Genomic DNA, 14753 nt, shown 5'->3' on the forward strand with positions numbered 1-14753 from the left:
CCCGCCCGCGAACCGGGCGGGCCGTCGGGCCCTAGCGGGGGAAGATGACCGTCTTGTGGCCGTCGAGGAGGATCCGGTGGTCGGCGTGCCACTTGACCGCCCGGGCGAGGGCCTGGCATTCGAGGTCCTTGCCGATGGCCACGAGGTCCTCCGGAGAGTGGGTGTGGTTCACGCGGGCGACCTCCTGCTCGATGATCGGGCCCTCGTCGAGGTCGGCGGTCACGTAGTGGGCGGTCGCGCCGATCAGCTTCACGCCCCGTGCGTGGGCCTGGTGGTAGGGGCGCGAGCCCTTGAACGACGGCAGGAACGAGTGGTGGATGTTGATCACCCGGCCCGACAGCTTGCCGCACAGGTCGGCCGAGAGCACCTGCATGTAGCGGGCCAGCACCACCAGGTCGGCCCGGTAGTGGTCGACCAGGGTCAGGATCTCCTGCTCCTGGCGCTCCTTGGTGGCCGGGGTGACCGGCAGGTGGTGGTAGTCGATGCCGTGTGACTGGGTGAGGGGCCGCAGGTCGGGGTGGTTGGAGGCCACCGCGACGATGTCGATGCCGAGCGACTTCGACCTGACCCGGTAGAGCAGGTCGTTCAGGCAGTGGTCGAACTTGGAGACGAGCACCAGCACCCTCGGCAGCACGGCCCGGTCGAAGAGCTGGAGTTCCATGCCGAAGTCGGGGGCGAGGGCGGCGAAGTCCCCGCGCAGCACGTCGGCGGCGGTCCCGGCGGTGAACTGCACGCGCATGAAGAACCGTTCGGAGACGGGGTCTCCGAACTGCTGGCTCTCGGTGATGTTGCAGCCGTGGCGGGCCAGCAGCCCGGAGACGGCGGCGACCACTCCGGGGCGGTCGGGGCACGAGAGCGTCAGCACGTATTCGGCGGTCATAATCCGCAAACCTTCAGTCGACGGGGTGACTCGGACGGAGAATGATACCCGGACCGGCACTGGCGAATGGGGGACGGCACAGTGGCTGAGACCAGACCGGCCGCGCGCGTCATCTGCCTCGACGGCGACGGGCGGGTGCTGCTGCTCCGCTGGCACGACCATGTCAGCGACGAGGTCTTCTGGGAACCGCCCGGCGGCGGCATCGACCCGGGCGAGTCGGCGCTGGCGGCGGCCCGGCGGGAGCTGACCGAGGAGACCGGGCTGCCCGGCGACGCGGTCGAAGACGTCTGGGTGCAGGTGGAGCGCGACTTCCACTGGCTGGGCGTCCACTACATGAAGACCGAGCCGTTCTTCCTGGCCAGGTTCCCCGGCACGCCGAAGGTCGGGAGCGTCGAGTTCACCGCCGAGGAGACGGGCACCTACCGGGGGCACGCCTGGCACACGCCCGACTCGCTCGACACGCTGCCGGAGCGGGTGGAGCCGCCGAACCTGCGGGATGTCATCGAACGCCTGGTCTAGGGGCTCCAGACCGTCAGGAGCCCGGCTGCGGCGATCAGCAGCATGCCGGCGAGCAGGATGGGACAGCCATCGGCGGTGGTTGCCGCCGCCGTGACGCCCCGGTCCTGCATGGCGGCCAGGTAGACGATGAAGAGTGGAGAACGTGATCGCGCACGCGTCGTGGTGGCGCGCGGGAAGCGGTCGCGCGCGAGCAGGCGCAGGCCGTCGGAGATCTCCGCGAGCAAGGCCTTCTCCGTACGCGGCCCCGGAGGCACCCGCCGCAGGAACGCCAGCGTGCCGATCGACACCAGCGAGGTGACCACCCCGCCGGCGAACGGCACGGCGTGCCCGAGGCCGAACAGGAAGCCGCCGACCGGGCGGCCGAGGAGGCCGGCGACGCTGGTCCTGGCCTCGTTCCCGGCCAGTGCGCCGGCGATCCTCGGCTGGTCGACGATGCCGCGCAGCAGGTTCACCTCGGCCAGCGAGTAGATCACCGCCGCCGTCCCGTCGGCCATCGCGACCAGGGCGAACAGGGCGAAGCCCGGCTGCCCGGTGACCACCGCGACGACCATGGCCAACGCGGTCGCCAGCCGGGCGGTCTCGGCGCCGATGATCAGGGTGCGGGCGTCGCGGCGGTCGGCGTACACCCCTCCCGGCAGGTAGAGCACCAGGTAGGGGATCATGCCGACCGAGGCGATCAGGCCGGCCGCGACCGGTGAGTCCAAGACCGCCAGGGCCAGCAGGGGGTAGGCGATCGCGGTCGCCCTGGTGCCGAGGAACGAGACCGTCGAACCCGTCCAGAACAGGACGTAGTCACGGATCATGAGCCAAGGGCGTGCCGGATGTCCGGGTCGGCCGGGTCGAGGTCGTGGGCCCTCCTGAGGTCGTCGAGGGCGGCCTCCTCCTCGCCCAGGGCGCGGTGGGCGACGGCGCGGTTGAAGTAGACGGCGGCGTCCTCGTCGAGTTCCAGGGCTCTGGTGAGGTCGGCTATCGCGCCGGCGGGGTCGCCGGTCTCGTACCGGAGGATGCCGCGGTTGGCCCAGATCGCGGCGAGGTCGGGGGCGCCTTCGAGGGCCGTGTCGAAGGCGGCCATCGCCGCCAGGTGGTCGCCCTCGGCGGTCTCCAGCTGGCCGAGCACGGCGTGCAGGTGGGGGTTGCGCGGGTCGAGGGCCAGGCCGGCCGTCACGTCGGCACGGGCGGCCTCGTGGTCGTCGAGCATCTCGAGGATGCCGGCGCGGTTGACGTAGGCGTTCAGGAAGCCGGGGTCGAGTTCCAGGACGTGGTCGAAGTCGGCCTTCGCGCCCGCCAGGTCGCCCTGGCCGAGGCGCAGTTCGCCCCGGTTGTAGAAGGCCTCCGGGAGGGGCGGGCTGACCTCGATCGCCGCCTCGTAGTCGGCCAGGGCGGCGTCGGTCTGGCCCAGGCGCAGCCGCAGGTTGCCGCGGTCGAGGTAGTGGTCGGGGACGGCGGGGTCGTAGGCGATGGCCCGGTCGAGGTCGTGCAGGGCCTCCTTCGGGTTGCCCATCGTGGCCAGCAGCTGGGCGCGGTTGGCCAGCAGGACCATGCGGTGCAGCGGGTGGGCGCCCACGGGCAGTTCCTCGGCCAGGGTGAGGGCCGACTCGACCAGGTCGAGGGCGGCGTCGAGGCGGCCCTGGCGCAGTTCGATGAGGGCCTTGCCGTTCTGGTCGAAGCCCAGTTTGAAGGCGCGTTCATAGGGGTCGGGCAGGATCGTGGAGATCGCGATGGCCTGGTTGATCCAGGCGGTCGCCCGGCCCAGGTCGCGCTGGGCGGGGTCGGGGTGGCGGGCGTCCAGCATCGCGGTGCCGTAGGCCGAGGCCGCGTGCACGGCGGGATCGAGGCTGGTGCGGCGCGCCTGGTCGTACACCTCCAGGGCCTCGGATCGGCGGCCGAGGCCGCCGAGGGCGGTCGCGGTGCGCTGGGCGAACCGCCACCAGCCGGGCGAACCCGGTTCGGAGAGCGCCAGTCCCCGGCGCCCGAGGTCCACGACGGCGTGCAGGAAGCCCTCGCCCACGCAGCGGTCGACGGCGGCCCACAGCGCCTCCACCGCGGCGGCGGGGTCGCTCCCGCGCTCCAGGTGCCAGGGCAGCGCGCCGAGCATCTCCGCCGTCCCCAGCTCGGCGGCGCGGCGGTCGTGACGGCTTCTGCGGTCGTCCGGATCGAGGGCCTCGTAGGCGGCCCAGGCGGCGGGATCGTCGGTGGTCCCGTCGGAGGCGATCACGTCGGCGGGCGCCGACGAGGTGTCGAACATGATCACGGAGACGCCGGGCAGCCGCCGGGACAGCACCTGGAGTAACTCCAGATCGGTGGGGTCGGCTTCGTGGACGTTGTCGGCCACCAGCGAGACGCCTTCGGGCATGACCGCCAGGGCCAGTTCGGCGATCCCGTTGGCCAGCCGCAGCGTGCGGCGCGGCGCCGGAACCAGGATGCGCTCGTCGTCGGGCAGGGTGGCGTCGATCGGACGCCGCCTCCCGGGGACACGCTTGCATGATCCCGGGAGGACGGCGTCGATCTCGATGTCGAATCGGTCGGCTAGGCCGGGGGAACGCTCCAAGGCCTCGGTCACGAGAACGCGGAGCAGAGCTCCACCGAACGTGTAGGGCCCGCGCAGCCGCCGATGCGCGTTGACGGCGGCCATGAAGAGCGGTGGCGCCCCAAGAGAGCGGAGCGCCGCCATACGGTCACGAGAGAGATCTCCCCGAACCCAGATCTGCCGAGGCCCCGGCCTCACCCCTTGTGGATGACGCTCGCGGTGCCGGTGAGTTTCACCGTGCCGGGCTTCCGGACAATGATCTTCTTCATCGTGCCTCTTTCCCCGCTAAAGGGTTCCCCACTTTGGGCAACAACGCACAATTATTAGTACGAATGTGCGTCTCGCCAATAGTGGAGACCGACTATTTCGGGGGAAATAGCGAAGAACGGGCAGAAGTCAGGACTTTCTCCACATAAAGAACAACCGAAACTCCTCTTTCCTCCCTGCGTAGTTCGCGCCAGCCGTACTTCCGGTAGAGCGCGACCGCGGCGCTCTGCTGCAGTGTGGTGTCGGCGCACAGCGCCGAGTAGCCGAGTTCGCGGGCCCGCTCCTCCAGCGTCTCCAGCATCAGCGCGCCGTAGCCGCGCCGCTGGAAATCGGGGTGGACGCGCAGGCGGCACATCTCGGCCACCTCGTCGTCGACCCGTCGCAGCGCGCCCATCGCAGCCAGCCGCCCACTGGACACCTCACCGACCAGGAACTCCCCCCGATCCTCGAGGTAGACCTCGTCGATGCGGGGGAAGTCGTCGTCGTAGTAGACCCCGTCGCCGGGGACCAGCCCGACCTGCGCCAGACCGGCCTGGTGCATCGCCCACACCTCGTCGAGATCCGACCAGCGGTAGCGGCGCACCCGCAAAGGGGCCGTCATTTGGCCCCCGGCAGGTCGCCGACGGAGAGCTGAGCCCGGTTCAGCGCCTCGCTTCTCAGCTCGGCGAGACCGGGCACATTCTCGCCGTTCTTGGCGACGATCGCCTTGATCAGGTCGTTGACACGGCCCATGACCAATTCGGTCCGGTGGATTTGCTCGATGCGGTGAAGGGCGTCGAGACCCTGCTTGACCGCCTCTTCCGGATCTCCCTCGAGCAGCCGGCACATGGCCAGGTCGACGCGGATGAGCGTCTGGTCGAGGGGCTCGCCGGCGTATTGGCCGAGGGCCTGTTCGAGGACCACGTCGGCCTCCAGCGTCTCGCCCAGCTTCACCAGGACGTCGCCCTGGTAGAAGTAGAGCTGCCGCTCGGTGTAGCCGAACGCGGCGTCCTCCTGCTCCGAGGGCACCATCTGGGCGAAGGCCGCCCGCGCCCTCGACAGGGCCCGCTTGGCCTGCTCGACGACGTCTTTCTTCTGGCCGGTCGCCCCGGCGAGCATCGCCAGGGCGCGGGCCTCCACGACCGGGGCCATCGTCTTGGCCGCGCACGGGGTCTGGCCCGCGAGGTCGCGGCTCTTCTTCGCGAGGGTCAGGGCCTCACGCGGGTCGCCGTAGTAGAGCGGCACCAGGGATTCGCGGGCGGTCACCCACGCCCGCAGCGCGCGGTCGCCGGTCTCGTCGGCGGCGGTGCGGCCGGTGCGGAAGAAGGTCCGGGCCAGCCGGTGGTCGCCCAGATCGATCAGGATCATGCCGGTCAGGCCCGATAACTGGGCCGCCATGCGGCATAACCGCTCCTGCAGGTCGACCGGCTGCCGCCGCTCCAGCGCAGTGCGGACCGCGGAGAACTCCAGCAGCACGTCACAGAGCAGGCGTAAGGGCGGGGTGTTCATGTACTGCCTGCCGAAGCCGATGGTGGCCTCTTCCCACTGGTCGAGCATCGCCGGGGAAACCGTCGCCGACACCATGACGTCGTCCATCTTGCGGCGAATGTTCTCGGTGGCCGCCAGTACCTGGGCATCGAGCCCGGTCACCGGTACGGCGGCACCTCCGGCGAGGAGCTGCAGCAGCGTCCTCCGTAGCACGTTCTCGTCCTCCTCGCCCCTGCCCTGCGCGGTGACACCACTCTCCGGTTGGAGCAGCAGCTCGCGCGGGACCGGGGAAACGTCGGGTCTTGCCTCTTGTGGGTCGCCGCCGCGTACGACGCCCGGCATGCGGTGGCCGTGGCCACAGATGCACGGACCCTCGTATCCGAGGGCGACCGGTTCAACCCGGTAGACGGTGCACAGGTAGTGGAGGTATTCGGGCCCGGGCCGCTTGAGCCCCGACTCGTACGCCGACAGGAGGGTCTCCCCGATCCCCGGAGGGTTCTTGCCGTCTCGCTCGAAGAGAGCGCGTACTTGTTCGATGACGTCGGCGAGCGCTATGCCGTGCGAGAGGCGGTGGCATTTGATCCGGGACGTACCGAACTGAACCGAGCACGCTTCGAAGATCTCCTCAGCGATGCTCGCCAGACTCCGCCCTGCGGCCAGGCCCCTGGCCCGCACCCGCCGGGCGGTCTCCGTTTCCTTGTGCTGCCTGCCGGACATACCGGCCCCTCTCCGTGGCCGGCCGAATGCGCCGTCCACATGTCCCGACCGGTCCACATTTCGTTGACACAGCGTAACCTCGGGGTTGCACTACGCCCAGAAGAAATAATGGACCAGTTTTGGTGCGGCCCGGACCTGCAATAGAACGTGCTGATAGAGGATCGTCCACCGGCGGGCGACATTCTTCAACCCACTTGGTGGTAACCGCATCCAACGCCCACTTATCACCTCGTTGACCCATCCCGCTCAGTGAGTCATCTTGGGCCGACCAGCAACGAACGCAGGGTTCAGATTGCGGGAGGAGGAGGACGAACGTTGGGGGAGGACGATTTCGGGCATCTGGAGCGACTCGCTTCGGAGCTCGACTCGCGAGGTCTCCTCGCACGGGTCGTAACCACCCAATCGGGTCGGGCCTTCGTGCGAGTGATCAACCCGAAGGCGACGAGTCTCACCGAGAACGTCGTCTGCAAGTCGGCCGACTACTGGTGGTCCTGGGGGGAACGGATGCATCGCGCGGATGATCCGGCCGGAGCCGCCACGAAAGTCGCCCGTGTACTCGCCGCGGTGGGCGAGTAGATCGAAACGGCGACGGGCCGGGTGAAGCGCAGTCACCCTGAGCCCGTCGCCACCGCCGCGGCTTCACGGAGCCGGCGGGCGGCCCGGTGCGGAACGTTCCCGAGGGAACGTTGTGGTCGGCCCGCCGGCTCCGAATTCCCCGTCTTCCATGGATTTCCCTGGTCTGCCGCCCGCCGGCGCGGGCGGCACTGGGGGGGATCCCCCTCTCGGAGAAAGGCACGAGACACGCTTCCGGGTGCGCGTCTCCGCCCCGCTGAACGTCACAGGAGCACCGGTCCCGCCGCCCTCCGCGGCCCGGTGAGACGGTGCTCACGTCCCCCGGCGTGAATGTGACGACAGCCGGTTCGATCGGCAATATGGGTGCAGCCTGCCCGAAACCGACGAGCCGATCCGAGGGGGATCCACTCCGTGTTCCTGCTCTCCCCGAGCCCTTCCCCGTCTCCCACACCCACCCCGTCAGGCTTCATACCTGACCCGAAGGCGGCGGCGAACGCACTGTGCAGCAGTGACGACTTCGGGATCTGCAATCTGGTGAGCGGTCTCATAGGGAACGCGGACTGGGCGAAGATCATCGCAGGCCTCCTCAGCGCGAGCATCGCGATCGTGCTGATCCTCGCGGTCGCCATCGTCCTGCGGGCGATCGTGCACCGCCTGATCAAGCGCGTCTCCACCCGCGCTTCCTCCGTGTCCATGCCGGAGCGGCTGCGGTCGCGGTTCGGCGGCCCCCAGGAGGGCCTCGACGCGATCCTCGCCGAACGCCGCCGCCAGCGCTCGGAGACCCTGGGCTCGGTCCTGCGGCACGTCACCTCGATAGTGATCCTCGGCACCGCCCTGCTGATGATCATCTCTCGCCTCGGCCTCGACCTCGCGCCCCTGCTGACCAGCGTCGGAATCCTGGGCGTCGCCATAGGGTTCGGCGCCCAGGAGCTCGTCAAGGACTTCATCGCCGGCATGTTCATGCTGATGGAAGACCAGTACGGCGTCGGCGACGTGATCGATGTCGGCGTCTCCACCGGCACCGTCGAGGCGGTCAGCCTGCGCATCACGCGGCTCCGCGACGCCGACGGCAAGGTCTGGTACGTCCGCAACGGCACCATCACCCGCGTCGCCAACGAGTCGCAGGGCTGGTCGCGGGCCCTCGTGGACATCCCCGTGGCCTACGACTCCGACGTGGCCCGGACCAGGGAGATCCTGGTCACCGTGGCCACCGAGATGTGGGACGACCAGTCCTACCGCGACAGCATCATCGTCGAGGAGCCCCAGGTCTTCGGCATGGAGCAGATCTCCGGCACGGCCATCGTCTTCCGCGTCGTCGCCAAGACCGCCCCGGGCAAGCAGCACGAGGTGGCGCGCGAGTTGCGTACCCGGATCAAGAGGGCCTTCGACGAGCGCGGGCTGGCCATCGCCACGATCGCGTGACACCGGCACTCGGGAGCTGTTTTAACCTGAGAAGGTGAGCAGCGAGCAGACGTTTTACGACCTCGTCGGCGGCGAGGAGACCTTCGACCGGCTGGTGCGGCGGTTCTACGAAGGCGTCCGCGAAGACCCGGTGCTCAAACCCCTCTATCCCGAAGACGACTTCGAGGGCGCCGAAGACCGGCTGCGGATGTTCCTCAAGCAATATTGGGGTGGCCCCAACACCTACAGCCAGGAGCGCGGCCACCCCCGGCTGCGCATGCGCCACGCCCCGTTCGTGATCGGCGAGGCCGAGCGCGACGCCTGGCTGAAGCACATGGGCGACGCCGTCAACGAGCTCCAGCTCCCCGCCGAGCAGGAGAGCAAGCTGTGGCAATACCTGGTTTACGCCGCCCACAGCCTGGTAAACGCATGAGATGACCTCCCCCTGGTGGCGTGACGCCGTCGTCTACGAGATCTACGTCCGCAGCTTCGCCGACGCCTCGGGTGACGGCGTCGGCGACCTCCCCGGGGTGACCAGTCGGCTCCCCTACCTCGCCGAGCTGGGCGTCGACGCCGTCTGGCTGACGCCCTTCTACCGGTCGCCGATGGCCGACGGCGGTTACGACGTGGCCGACTACCGCGACGTCGACCCGTCGTTCGGCACCCTGGCCGACTTCGACGCACTGGTCGCGAAGGCCCACGAGCTGGGCCTGCGGGTGATGATCGACGTCGTGCCGAACCACAGCTCGATCGAGCACCCGTGGTTCCAGGAGGCGCTGCGCGGGATCAAGCGCGACCGCTACCTGTTCCGCACCGAGACCAACAACTGGCAGTCGGTGTTCGGCGGCCCGGCCTGGACCCGCGTCGCCGACGGCTCCTACTACCTGCACCTGTTCGCCCCCGAGCAGCCCGACTTCAACTGGCGCAATCCGGAGGTCCACGCCGAGTTCCTCGACGTGCTGCGCTTCTGGCTCGACCGGGGCGTCGACGGCTTTCGGATCGACGTCGCCAACGGCCTCTACAAAGAGGAAGGCCTGCCCGACACCACCGCCGGCTTCGTGTCCGGCAGCCCGATGTCGAGCCGGCCCGAGGTCCACGGGGTCTACCGGGAGTGGCGGGCGCTCATGGACTCCTATCCCGGCGAACGTGCCTTCGTGGGCGAGGTGTGGACCGACACTCCCGAAGACCTCGCTCTTTATGTACGCCCGGACGAACTCCACCAGAGCTTCAACTTCGCCTGGCTGAAAGCCCCCTGGTCGGCCGACGCGTTCCGCGCGGTGATCGACAAGACCCTGACCGAGATCGCCGCGCCGACGTGGGTGCTGTCGAACCACGACGTGGTCCGCCACGTGACCCGCTATGGAGAGGGATCCCTTACCCCCTCCGGGGGGATAGACCGGGCGAAAGCCGCACTTCTGGCCATGCTGGCCCTTCCGGGTTCGGCTTACCTCTACCAGGGGGAGGAACTCGGCCTCCCCGAGGTACAGGAAATTCCCCCAGACAAGCGCCAGGACCCCACCTTCTTCCAGACCAACGGCGAACTGCCCGGCCGCGACGGCTGCCGGGTCCCCCTGCCCTGGTCGGGCTCCGCGAGCCCCTACGGCTTCGGCACGGGCGAACCGTGGCTCCCCCAGCCGTCGAGCTGGGCGCTGCTGTCGGCCGAGCGTCAGGCCGCCGACCCGGCCTCGACGCTGTCCTTCTACAAGGCGGCGCTGGCCTGGCGGAAGCAGATCATGTCCGGCGACGAGATCGAATGGCTGGCCGGGCCTCCCGACACGCTGTTCTTCCGGCGGGGTTCGGTGATCTGCGCGGTGAACTGCGGCGACGTTGCGGTCCGTTTGCCCGAACACAAAGAGCTGGTATTGGCGACCGCGCCCTTGATCGACGACCTCCTGCCGGCCGACGGCGGGGCCTGGCTGCTCTCCGAGTAGGAAAGATTTCCACCCGTTCTTTTCTCCCGCCACCTTGTACGCAGGAGGAAAGAACTCAACCCGGCGAACCTCGACCAGACTCGGACCATGGACGAGCAGAGGCTGTTACGACAGGGCATGACGATCAGCGTCCGCACCCGCCGGGACGTAGTGGTCGTCGATCCGGCGCGGTTCATGGCGGCGGCGCGGGCGGCCTACCGCGATCTCCACCCCGGCGTCAGCGAGGAGGAGGCGGCCGACAACGTCGTGGACGTGTACGACGCGGTCCACGTCCTCCTCGACCGGCTCGGCCGCTTGGCGCCCGACGCGCCGGAGACGCTGATCGGCCGCGGCGGCCCGCTGCCCGGCCACCGCGTCCTGGACCGTCCCGACGGCCTGTCCCCGGCGGGCGAGTTACAGGAGATCGTGCTCGACGATCCGATGGCGTTGCAGGACTACGGCTGCTTCCTCCCTGAAGATCCGTTCGCCCTGCCGCCCGGCTGAGCCCGCGTCGGCGACCAGAGCGCGGCAAGCTCCGCGAGGCTGGAGATCGTCCGCGACGACCGTACAGGCGAGGAAATCCGCCACCCCGATCAGGTCAGGGCGCGAGTTCCCGTTGGTGATCAACGCCAGCCGATGGCCCCGCGACCGCAGCTCCCGCAGACAGGGCAGGGTGTGGGGATAGAGCGTGACTCCCGCGTGCCGGGCGCGCATGTACTCGGCGTGCACCCGCCCGGCGAACCCGTCGCCCGCCCCGGTCAGCCGGGCGCACTCCTCGAAGGCGGCCCGCCGGATGTCCTCCATCGGCGCGTCGGCGAACTCGGGCCGCGCCGCCACGTCGTCGCGGACCCGCCTCAGCCACTCCGGTGTGACCGGCGGGCCGAAGAGCCCCGCCGCCACGGTGAGGGCCCGCTGCATCGCCCCCTGGAAGTCCCACAGCGTCTCGTCGCCGTCGAAGGTGACTGTTCTCACCCGACAGGTCATCCCCTCTCTGGACCAGATCGCCAAAAAACTTCCCGACTTCTCGGAAGTTTTCGTTATCCCCCCGCGACCTGCGGGTCTCCTGTGTGGCGGCGCGTAGTGAGCGCCCCCCTCCACGTCTCCTCAACAGGACAAGGACCCCATCCACCATGAGCACACCCGCCTCGCGCGGCATCCGAGCCGGACGCCAGTCCGGTGCACGTCAGGTCCGCAGCCTGGCGCTGGCCGGTGCCCTCGTCGGCCTCCTGGGCACCTCCGTGGTGAGCGTCACCTCCCCGGCCATCGCAGCCGAAGCGCCCGTCTCTCAGGGCCGTACCGCCATCGCCTCGTCGTCGGAGCGCGGTGACCTGTCGCCCGCGGCCGCTTTCGACGGGAAGACCGGCACCCGCTGGTCCAGCAAGTTCAGCGACCCGCAGTGGCTCGCCGTCGACCTCGGCAAGTCCACCGCCATCGACAAGATCGTCATCAACTGGGAGCGCGCCTACGCCACGGCCTTCCAGATCCAGACCGCCGCCACCAGCAGCGGCCCCTGGAAGACGGTGTACAACACCACCGCCAACAAGGGCGGTGTCCAGACGATCGACCTGTCGACCACCGGCCGTTTCGTCCGCCTGTACGCCACCAAGCGCTCCAGCCAGTACGGCGTCTCCCTGTGGGAGTTCCAGGTCTTCGGCACCGGCGGGGGCACCTCCAACCCGACGAACCCGACCCCGACCCCCACCCCGACGAAGCCGACGTCCACGCCCACCAGCAACCCGACCACCAACCCGCCCGCCACCGGCTGGGTGCCCGTGGACCAGGCCGCGTGGAAGAAGACGCTGGACGCGTACAACAAGATCCCGTTCGAGACGGTCCCCGCGAACATCGTGCGGGTGCCCGAGTTCCACACCAACTGCACGGTGGCCAACGAGGCCGCGGACGACCCGATCGTCCTGCCCGGCCTGGTCGGCGCCTCGCACCTGCACACCTTCTTCGGCCCGAAGGTCTCCGCGAAGACCACTACCGAGGACCTGCTCAAGAGCACCACGACCTGTGACGCTCCCGGCGACAAGAGCGCCTACTGGGCACCGACCCTGCTGAAGAACGGCAAGCCGGTCCCCATGAAGAACTTCCGCGCCTACTACGGCTCGCGCCTCAAGGACCCGTCCGAGGTCAAGCCGTTCCCGCCGGGCCTGCGCGTCGTCCAGGGTGACGCCAAGCGTCAGGTCGCGACCCCCAAGGGCGCCTCCGGCCAGTTCTGGTGCGCCGGCAGCGCCGAGACCGGCCGTAGCGCCGACGGCAACTGGCCCGTCTGCGCCCCGGGCGGCAACTTGATCTACCAGCTCACCTTCCAGGACTGCTGGGACGGCAAGCACATCGACTCGCCCGACCACAAGTCCCACATGGGTCCCGCCAAGAACGGCACCTGCACCGGCGACTACCCGGTCGCCGTCCCGAACATCTCGATGATGCTCGGCTACGACTCCCTCGGCGGCGACGGCCTCGCGCTGTCGTCGGGCATGGCGTCCTCGATCCACGGCGACTTCATGAACGCCTGGGAGCAGGACACCCTGAGCGCGCTCGTGAAGGTCTGCATCAACCAGAAGGCCAAGTGCGGCGTCACGCCGGGCTGGAAGAAGTAACTCTCCCCCGCTGAACCACCGTGCCGGTGCTCCCGCTACCGCGGGACACCGGCACGGTGCGTTTCACCCTCCACAGACGGCAGCGCTCGGCGGGTTGGCCTGCTCAGACGGGAAAGGCCACCTGCGGTGATCGCAAGTGGCCTTTTCAGTCGAGTAGAGGTGGCCGGTTGGAGCCCACGGCCACTTCTCCCGAACGCGCCGCCTCAGTCGCGAGTCAGCTTCCGGTAGGTCACCCGGTGCGGGCGGGCCGCCTCGGCGCCCATGCGCTCGATCTTGTTCTTCTCGTAGTCGGCGAAGTTGCCCTCGAACCAGAACCAGTTCGAACCCTCTTCCCAGGCCAGGATGTGGGTCGCGATGCGGTCGAGGAACCACCGGTCGTGGGAGGTGATCACGGCGCAGCCCGGGAAGTCGAGCAGCGCGTTCTCGAGCGACGACAGGGTCTCGGTGTCGAGGTCGTTGGTCGGCTCGTCGAGCAGCAGCACGTTGCCGCCCTGCTTGAGGGTCAGCGCCAGGTTCAGGCGGTTGCGCTCGCCGCCGGACAGCACGCCGGCCTTCTTCTGCTGGTCGGGGCCCTTGAACCCGAACGCCGCGATGTAGGCGCGGGACGGCATCTCGACGTTGCCGACCTTGATGAAGTCGAGCCCGTCGGACACGACCTCCCACACGTTCTTGCTCGGGTCGATGCCCCCGCGCGACTGATCGGCGTAGGAGATCTTCACGGTGTCGCCGATGACGATCGCGCCCTTGTCGGGGGTCTCGCTGCCGGTGATCATGCGGAACAGGGTCGTCTTGCCGACGCCGTTGGGGCCGATGATGCCGACGATGCCGTTGCGCGGCAGGTCGAAGCTCAGATCGTCCATCAGGACGCGGTCTTCGAAGCCCTTGGTCAGGTGCTCGGACCGGATGACCGTCGTGCCCAGACGCGGGCCCGGCGGGATCTGGATCTCCTCGAAGTCGAGCTTGCGGAACTTGTCGGCCTCGGCGGCCATCTCTTCGTAGCGCTGGAGACGGGCCTTGCTCTTGGTCTGACGCGCGCGGGCGTTCGACCGGACCCACTCGAGCTCACCTTCCAGGCGCTTCTTGCGCTTGGCGTCCTTCTGGCCTTCGACCTTCAGTCGGGCGGCCTTGGCCTCGAGGTAGGTCGAGTAGTTGCCCTCGTAGGGGAAACAGCGGCCCCGGTCGAGCTCGAGGATCCACGTCGCCACATTGTCGAGGAAGTAGCGGTCGTGGGTGACGGCCAGAACGGTCCCGGGGTACTTCTCCAGGTGGGACTCCAACCAGTTGACACTCTCGGCGTCGAGGTGGTTGGTGGGCTCGTCGAGGAGCAGCAGGTCGGGCTGCTCCAGCAGGAGCTTGCACAGCGCGACGCGGCGGCGCTCACCACCGGAGAGGGTGGTGACGTCGGCGTCGGGCGGCGGGCAGCGCAGTGCGTCCATCGCCTGTTCGAGCTGGGCGTCGAGGTCCCACGCGTTGCGGTGGTCGAGCTCGTCTTGCAGCTTGCCCATCTCTTCGAGCAGCGCGTCGCTGTAGTCGGTGGCCATCTGCTCGGCGATGGCGTTGAAGCGGTCGAGCATCGCCTTGGTCTCGGCGACGCCCTCCTCGACGTTCCCGAGAACGGTCTTGGATTCGTTGAGCGGAGGCTCCTGCTGCAGCATGCCCACGGTGTAACCGGGCATCAGGCGGGCCTCGCCGTTGGAGGTCGGTTCGAGCCCGGCCATCATGCGCAGCAGGGTGGACTTGCCCGTTCCGTTCGGGCCAAGCACCCCGATCTTCGCTCCGGGCAGGAAGGACAGCGTGACGTCGTCAAGGATCACCTTGTCGCCGTGTGCTTTGCGCACGCGCTGCAACGTGTAGATGTACTCGGCCATGCGGTCAAGCTTAGTGGCAAC

13 protein-coding genes are annotated in these 14753 nt (G+C 68.9%); 6 read left to right on the forward strand and 7 right to left on the reverse strand.

All coding sequences use genetic code 11. The annotated features are described in order from the left end of the window. Positions 1-31 precede the first annotated feature (31 nt). A complete protein-coding gene (gene purU, locus FDA94_RS17645) occupies positions 32-880 on the reverse strand; it encodes a formyltetrahydrofolate deformylase (protein ID WP_170990995.1) in 849 nt (282 codons plus the stop codon). 81 nt (positions 881-961) lie between these two features. On the opposite strand from purU, the gene FDA94_RS17650 reads away from it, so the two are divergent. Further along, positions 962-1399 (forward strand): NUDIX hydrolase, encoded by a 438-nt coding sequence (locus FDA94_RS17650; RefSeq protein WP_137248171.1) that lies wholly within the window; start codon positions 962-964, stop codon positions 1397-1399. Here the strand turns inward: FDA94_RS17650 and FDA94_RS17655 are convergent. From FDA94_RS17655 to FDA94_RS17670, 4 genes are all read right to left on the reverse strand, one after another. Continuing rightward, on the reverse strand, positions 1396-2202 hold the full coding sequence (locus FDA94_RS17655) for an MFS transporter (protein WP_137248172.1): 807 nt from the start codon (positions 2200-2202) through the stop codon (positions 1396-1398). The genes FDA94_RS17650 and FDA94_RS17655 overlap by 4 nt on opposite strands. Continuing rightward, complete coding sequence (locus FDA94_RS17660) at positions 2199-4070, reverse strand: tetratricopeptide repeat protein (RefSeq protein WP_137248173.1); 1872 nt, start codon at positions 4068-4070, stop codon at positions 2199-2201. Before FDA94_RS17660 ends, FDA94_RS17655 begins: the two co-directional genes overlap by 4 nt. A 217-nt stretch (positions 4071-4287) precedes the next feature. Continuing rightward, entirely contained in the window at positions 4288-4794 is a 507-nt protein-coding gene (locus FDA94_RS17665; RefSeq protein ID WP_137248174.1) for a GNAT family N-acetyltransferase, read from the reverse strand. Continuing rightward, the gene (locus FDA94_RS17670) at positions 4791-6377 is read right to left on the reverse strand and encodes an NsdA family TPR-like regulatory protein (protein WP_137248175.1); all 1587 of its coding nucleotides are present in this window, start codon (positions 6375-6377) and stop codon (positions 4791-4793) included. Before FDA94_RS17670 ends, FDA94_RS17665 begins: the two co-directional genes overlap by 4 nt. A 1107-nt stretch (positions 6378-7484) precedes the next feature. On the opposite strand from FDA94_RS17670, the gene FDA94_RS17680 reads away from it, so the two are divergent. The 4 genes from FDA94_RS17680 to FDA94_RS17695 all read left to right on the forward strand — a co-directional run bounded on the left by FDA94_RS17680 (position 7485) and on the right by FDA94_RS17695 (position 10765). After that, positions 7485-8372: a mechanosensitive ion channel family protein gene (locus FDA94_RS17680; RefSeq protein ID WP_246059995.1), complete on the forward strand. Its 888-nt coding sequence runs from the start codon at positions 7485-7487 to the stop codon at positions 8370-8372. A 34-nt stretch (positions 8373-8406) separates the two neighbouring features. After that, the gene (locus tag FDA94_RS17685; RefSeq protein WP_062354566.1) at positions 8407-8784 is read left to right on the forward strand and encodes a globin; all 378 of its coding nucleotides are present in this window, start codon (positions 8407-8409) and stop codon (positions 8782-8784) included. A 1-nt stretch (position 8785) separates the two neighbouring features. After that, positions 8786-10282, forward strand: a complete 1497-nt coding sequence (locus FDA94_RS17690) for a glycoside hydrolase family 13 protein (RefSeq protein ID WP_137248177.1) — start codon at positions 8786-8788, stop codon at positions 10280-10282. 87 nt (positions 10283-10369) lie between these two features. Then, positions 10370-10765, forward strand: coding sequence for a hypothetical protein (locus FDA94_RS17695; protein WP_137248178.1), 396 nt, complete (start codon positions 10370-10372; stop codon positions 10763-10765). Here FDA94_RS17695 and FDA94_RS17700 read toward each other — a convergent pair. After that, the gene (locus FDA94_RS17700) at positions 10676-11233 is read right to left on the reverse strand and encodes an HAD family hydrolase (RefSeq protein WP_137248179.1); all 558 of its coding nucleotides are present in this window, start codon (positions 11231-11233) and stop codon (positions 10676-10678) included. The two genes, FDA94_RS17695 and FDA94_RS17700, sit on opposite strands and share 90 nt — an antisense overlap. A gap of 158 nt (positions 11234-11391) precedes the next feature. Here FDA94_RS17700 and FDA94_RS17705 point away from each other — a divergent pair, with 158 nt between their 5' ends. Continuing rightward, positions 11392-12864, forward strand: a complete 1473-nt coding sequence (locus tag FDA94_RS17705; RefSeq protein ID WP_137248180.1) for a DUF1996 domain-containing protein — start codon at positions 11392-11394, stop codon at positions 12862-12864. Positions 12865-13067: 203 nt separating this feature from the next. On the opposite strand, the gene ettA is transcribed toward FDA94_RS17705, so the two are convergent. Continuing rightward, on the reverse strand, positions 13068-14732 hold the full coding sequence (gene ettA / locus FDA94_RS17710; RefSeq protein WP_137248181.1) for an energy-dependent translational throttle protein EttA: 1665 nt from the start codon (positions 14730-14732) through the stop codon (positions 13068-13070). Positions 14733-14753: the final 21 nt, after the last annotated feature.

This window comes from Herbidospora galbida, from assembly GCF_005233835.1.
In the GTDB taxonomy this organism is placed as follows: domain Bacteria; phylum Actinomycetota; class Actinomycetes; order Streptosporangiales; family Streptosporangiaceae; genus Herbidospora; species Herbidospora galbida.

What these genes read in the sequence shown, in the direction of transcription:
- purU (WP_170990995.1), bottom strand. Translation starts at nt 880, where the DNA reads ATGACCGCCGAATACGTGCTGACGCTCTCGTGCCCCGACCGCCCCGGA.
- FDA94_RS17655 (WP_137248172.1), bottom strand. Translation starts at nt 2,202, where the DNA reads ATGATCCGTGACTACGTCCTGTTCTGGACGGGTTCGACGGTCTCGTTC.
- FDA94_RS17660 (WP_137248173.1), bottom strand. Translation starts at nt 4,070, where the DNA reads ATGGCGGCGCTCCGCTCTCTTGGGGCGCCACCGCTCTTCATGGCCGCC.
- FDA94_RS17665 (WP_137248174.1), bottom strand. Translation starts at nt 4,794, where the DNA reads ATGACGGCCCCTTTGCGGGTGCGCCGCTACCGCTGGTCGGATCTCGAC.
- FDA94_RS17670 (WP_137248175.1), bottom strand. Translation starts at nt 6,377, where the DNA reads ATGTCCGGCAGGCAGCACAAGGAAACGGAGACCGCCCGGCGGGTGCGG.
- FDA94_RS17690 (WP_137248177.1), top strand. Translation starts at nt 8,786, where the DNA reads ATGACCTCCCCCTGGTGGCGTGACGCCGTCGTCTACGAGATCTACGTC.
- FDA94_RS17695 (WP_137248178.1), top strand. Translation starts at nt 10,370, where the DNA reads ATGGACGAGCAGAGGCTGTTACGACAGGGCATGACGATCAGCGTCCGC.
- FDA94_RS17705 (WP_137248180.1), top strand. Translation starts at nt 11,392, where the DNA reads ATGAGCACACCCGCCTCGCGCGGCATCCGAGCCGGACGCCAGTCCGGT.
- ettA (WP_137248181.1), bottom strand. Translation starts at nt 14,732, where the DNA reads ATGGCCGAGTACATCTACACGTTGCAGCGCGTGCGCAAAGCACACGGC.